Source organism: Pseudomonas poae (genome assembly GCF_001439785.1).
Classification (GTDB): Bacteria; Pseudomonadota; Gammaproteobacteria; order Pseudomonadales; family Pseudomonadaceae; genus Aquipseudomonas; species Aquipseudomonas poae.
The window spans coordinates 1-4,619 of record NZ_JYLI01000041.1 but is presented as its reverse complement, the minus strand read 5'-3'; the positions used below and the strand labels follow the sequence as shown (position 1 = coordinate 4,619).

The 4,619-nt window shown below is 52.2% G+C and carries 3 protein-coding genes and 1 pseudogene; 1 reads left to right on the top strand and 3 read right to left on the bottom strand.

Going from position 1 to position 4,619, the window contains the following annotated elements; genetic code table 11:
* Positions 1-177 (bottom strand): annotated as a pseudogene (locus tag TU75_RS28780) (hypothetical protein); the annotation flags it as partial.
* Between the two features lie 150 nt (positions 178-327).
* Here TU75_RS28780 and TU75_RS25960 point away from each other — a divergent pair.
* Positions 328-621, top strand: a complete 294-nt coding sequence (locus TU75_RS25960) for a hypothetical protein (protein WP_003238522.1) — start codon at positions 328-330, stop codon at positions 619-621.
* 159 nt (positions 622-780) lie between these two features.
* Here the strand turns inward: TU75_RS25960 and TU75_RS25955 are convergent, their stop codons facing one another.
* Positions 781-1,263: an SMI1/KNR4 family protein gene (locus TU75_RS25955; RefSeq protein ID WP_060550529.1), complete on the bottom strand. Its 483-nt coding sequence runs from the start codon at positions 1,261-1,263 to the stop codon at positions 781-783.
* Positions 1,264-4,619, bottom strand: a 3,356-nt coding sequence (locus TU75_RS25950; protein ID WP_211267973.1) for a DUF637 domain-containing protein, incomplete at its 5' end; no start/stop codon positions are given.

Here is a 4,619-nt window from a genome sequence, read left to right as displayed (position 1 = left end):
GCCCTGGATCAGGCTGTTGCCGCGCACGTTGCGCGATTCGGCCTGGGCCAGGTAAAGCACGGGCACGAGGACGGTCTGGCCGTCGATCACGCGGTTTTCCATCCACACGATGTCGTGGGTCAGGGCGTCCTTGCTGGCCAGCGCGTTGTCCATCAGGTAGCGGAACTGGTCGGCGTCGCAAAGTCGTTTTATGACGGCCGTGCGCGGGAGACCTTCGGGTCTGCCGGTTTTCTCTACTGCCGGTTCGCCAACCTGCGTACAGCTGTCACCCATAAGTTTGGCGACGTTTGAATGATGGCATTTATCACTTAAGTAGAGAGCTTAAAGATGAACCGATACATTCCATTAACAGGCCACGACTCAACCATTCCCGCGCTGGTGATCGACACGCAAGCGCCTCTCGATGTTCTCTATGACGCCGCCGCGTATCGTATTCGCGCGGTGACGCAGTTTTTGGAGAACCTGTCGTTTCGGGAGGAAATCAGCAGTGATGCGATTGTGTTGTATGATTTTGCGCTGCTGCTGGCTATCCCGCTGAGGGATGGGTGTGGTTGGGCGGAAGTTGAATTCACAAGTTTCCTATACAAAAATGGGCGGTTATTTGGTAACCGCCCTGCTTAAATCTAAAGCAGAAAAATAAATTTATTTTTAAAGAGCAGAACTTTGGAAAATAGCGCAACAAAACCAGAGAACATCAAAGGGGATATCTGATACCGATGTCGCCTTAGAAATTAAATTTTGACCGACACCAATTCCCATAAGATCTCTCGAAATCTCTTATTATTCGGGCGGCCGCTCAAATAACTGGTCTAAAAATTCTGAAAATGAAGAAGCGACAAATGATAGTTCGGAATCGCTACCTGGGACGGCCTCATGATGCCACATCATCACTTCTGGGTCATCAGAAAGCCGGTTTTTACGATAATCAAAACAGAGCGCATCTCCGTTCCCTAATACTGAGAAAATAATTAAACCTTGAACGAAATCCTCTGGCGGATGACAGTATTTCATCTCCATTGTCTCGAATGAGCCTTCGATTTCACCGAAAGGTAAAAACATACCAGCGCTAGTCGTAACATCCTCGCCGAGAAGACGATTGTAAAAATTGAAAACAGGTTTATTTAAAATAAACGCGCCATTAAATCCTACTGAAACTTCCTTGTATTTCGCAGGAAAAACTATACCCGCCAATGCTTCAAAGGCTTCTATATCAGCAGAATCACCTTGACCATAATAAGAATCAAAACTTACTCCAGCGATCATTTATTGCCCCTTACTCATCGATTCCCACCCGACGTGACGCGCACCATTATGAAAAACTTCGGGAACCAGCTGCATCCTACCGGTATCCTGATGGTGATGCCAAGTATAGCCGGGGATTTTATCTTGGCCACTGCGAATTGCTTTTAGCTGTACGTCCGTAAATGCGGACCTTGGAAAGGCGCCATTCTCTATCTGCACTCGCAGATCACGGGTCGCCATCCTTAGCTGACCATCATAACTGGCAGCTCGGAAATCTCTAATGTTTATCTGAGTGTCAAACTTTGTAATATCATCAAATATAGGGAACCCTTTATTATCAAAGACCACCCGGGCGCTGGTACCGTCTGGTAGGACAATATCTTTATGCATTCCGGCCAGTTTTACATTAGGCATTCCTGCGGGCGGCACTGTCGTGGATAACACATTGTCAGCTCCGTATTTATTAACCAACTCCTCCCGCATAGTTCGTGAGTCGTAAGGCACATCGCCGAGATTGCCATGAAGCGAACACACTCCCGAATTACACTCATAACAAGGCCCAACGTTATGTACCCAGGTACTTAACTTGCCAACGTAGAACGTATGACCAATATCAACTGTCAGATTGTAGGTCTTCCCCTGTGACTGCAGCAGCTTTATTGATACAACGGAGATCGAAGCCTCTTGCGTCGCCCCATCCCCCAACGACTGCAGTTGATCACCCGGCTTGAGCTCTATAAGTGGCACAAAGCCTTTGCGCGCTGGCACGTAGAACGGATGCCCCGGCGTCACTTGCAGAGTCTCAGTGATACCTTCACCGGCACTGCCGTTCTTCACAAGCGTCAACTGATAGATCGGTTGATCCGTGCGAATGTGGGTTGCTGAGACCTTCGAGGCGAACGGCTTACCGCCTTCTTCAGGTTTGGTCCAGACGACATCGCCCACCCTGAGCGCGTCAATGGCTCGTTCACCATCAGGGGTGGCGACCATAGTCCCGGCTGCAAAACAGCATGGGCTATAGCCTGCTAATTTGGCCTGTGCTTGGTTGGCAAACTGTTCAGTCCCCTTACCCGCCGCCGCATCCAAGCCTTTACCAGCTGCTGACTCAATGCCCTTTCCGGCAACAGTCTCTGCAGCCTTGCCAGCGATAGCCTCCGTACCTTTAACCGCTAATGCGTCGCGCGCTGCCAACTCTTTGATTGCGCTTAACAATGCTCCCTTGCCTACTCCACCTACGGGCATAAGCTCAGCAAGCAGCTTGAGATCAATATCTGAATTAATGCCACCACTTGCCAAAACACGTAGCCGGTCTATTTGCTCTGCTTGGGAGGCGGCGTCAGAACTGAGCGCGGCGATCTCAGGGAGTTTCGTGATAGCCGTACGCTCTCCGTATTGCTCGGACCACGCATCAGGCACAACACCCATGCCACCAGGTTCGTTGTTGTAGGTTGTGTTACTTGAAGGATTGAACAGCAGCGAATCCTTGTACTGCTTTTCTGTGGACTTGAACGCAACGACCTGATCCCCGTTGGCAACAATGGGGCTGCCATCTCCCCAGGTCAGCAGGACTTTCTCGTTTTGCAGCTTGGTGATAACTCCCCGCGCAACAGTCAGGTCGTCACCTAATGCTTGCCCTTCAGGGTTAGAAGGACCGTAACCGGCCAGAATCCCTTGAAGCTCATTGTTGGTTTTCTGATCGACCTCGCCTCCGGCAACAAACGTTAGGAGCGCATCCCACTCAAAACCAGATCGGCTTTGACCTTTGGTGGCATCTAAACTCTTGGCCTCTTGGGCCAGTCGTTTCTCTTCTTGAACGTGCAACTTGCGGTTGTATGACTGTGCATTCCCGGCGATTTCCGAGCCCATGGCGACATCGCCATTAACACTCGCGGCAGCGAGCAGTCCCACCAGCTTCGAAGCCGCATTGACCAGTCGATCGTGTTCCGCTGGATCATTGCCACTGAGCAAAGGCGACTTATCCAACGCCACAATAAGGGCTTCATTAGCACCCGCAGCCATCGCGCCCGTTTTAAAGTCGCCGCCCATTGCTTCTGAAAGCAAACCACCTACAACAGCATGCAGTGCAGTTTTGCTCAGGCCGCTGTCTTGAAGTTTGAAGGCATTACCAAAATCACCAACGCCGGTGAACGCGGTCGCCTGCATTACATCGAAAAGGCTGCCCTTCATTGCATCCTTGAAGCTGCCTTGTCCAAGAGCTTCAGAGAGCGTTCCGCGTACGGCCCCGCCAGCCAATTGAATCGTTCCAAAACGGCCAATCGCTGCGGGGTCATTCCAATGGGGTACGACGCTTGGTCCGCTTACCTTGTTAGTGACAGGGTCGCTCTGCGCGCCAAACCAATTGCCACTGGCGTAATTCACAAAGCCCGCAGAAGCCCCCGCGATCAGTGACTGCTTCAAGCTGTCGCTGCTGAAGGTTTCCTTGAATGCGGCCCCCAAGTTGCCTTTATTGTTTATGGTGCTGACGACGCCGGTACTGGCAAGCGAGGTCAACGAGGCAGTCGCGATGACGTTGCCCAACCCTGCTGCAGTTCCTGCAACTGCTGCGGTGGTCGACGTCGCAGCGGTAGCGGCTGTCGCGGCCGCCATAGTGGAGCCAGCCCCTACTGCGCTACCTGCCGAAGCAGCTAGCGCACTGGCCGCTCCCGCCGTCAACACGGTGACAACGATAATGATTGCCAACATTGCGCCTTGGCCGAGGCTGGAGTGGCTGTATTTAAAGGAGTCGTGCAATTCCTTCACATGCCGCCAATCCACATCCCCACGCTTCTCGGCTTCTTTCAACCAAGCCAACTGTGGATCTGCCTTGACCATCACATCAATCGTCTGGCTAACCGTGTTCTGATCGATCTGTTTAATATCGATCTTCAGCCCATTAACAGCCTTGATCGCCAACGCTCCCTGCGCCTGCAACTCACTCTGGCGCAACGTCTCGTCGGTATTACCCTTGCCCTTGGCACTGGTCCAAGCCAAGTCACTCTTACTCTTCTCGTGACTCTCTTGATGCAGGTCCTTCACCGCTTCAAACGTCACCGCACCGCCGCTGGCAATCGTCAGATCGTTACCGCTGTTCAGCTTGGCACGTTGGTAGAGTTGATCCCCACCACTGACCAGCGACAAATCACCACCGGTCTTGATCTCGGTTCCTACATTGGTGACGCGCGTGACTTCATCCCGCTTGGTTTCCTTGGCGCCCCAGCCTCCCTTCTTTTTCATGTCGTAAAGGCTGTAGGTGCTGTCCTGCGCCGCCAACAAACTCAACTTATCCCCGCTATAAAGATAAGCCTCATTCCCCGCACTGATCTTGCTCGCAACAATCGTCGTATCACGCCCGGCCTGGCTGACAAAATCCCCACCCG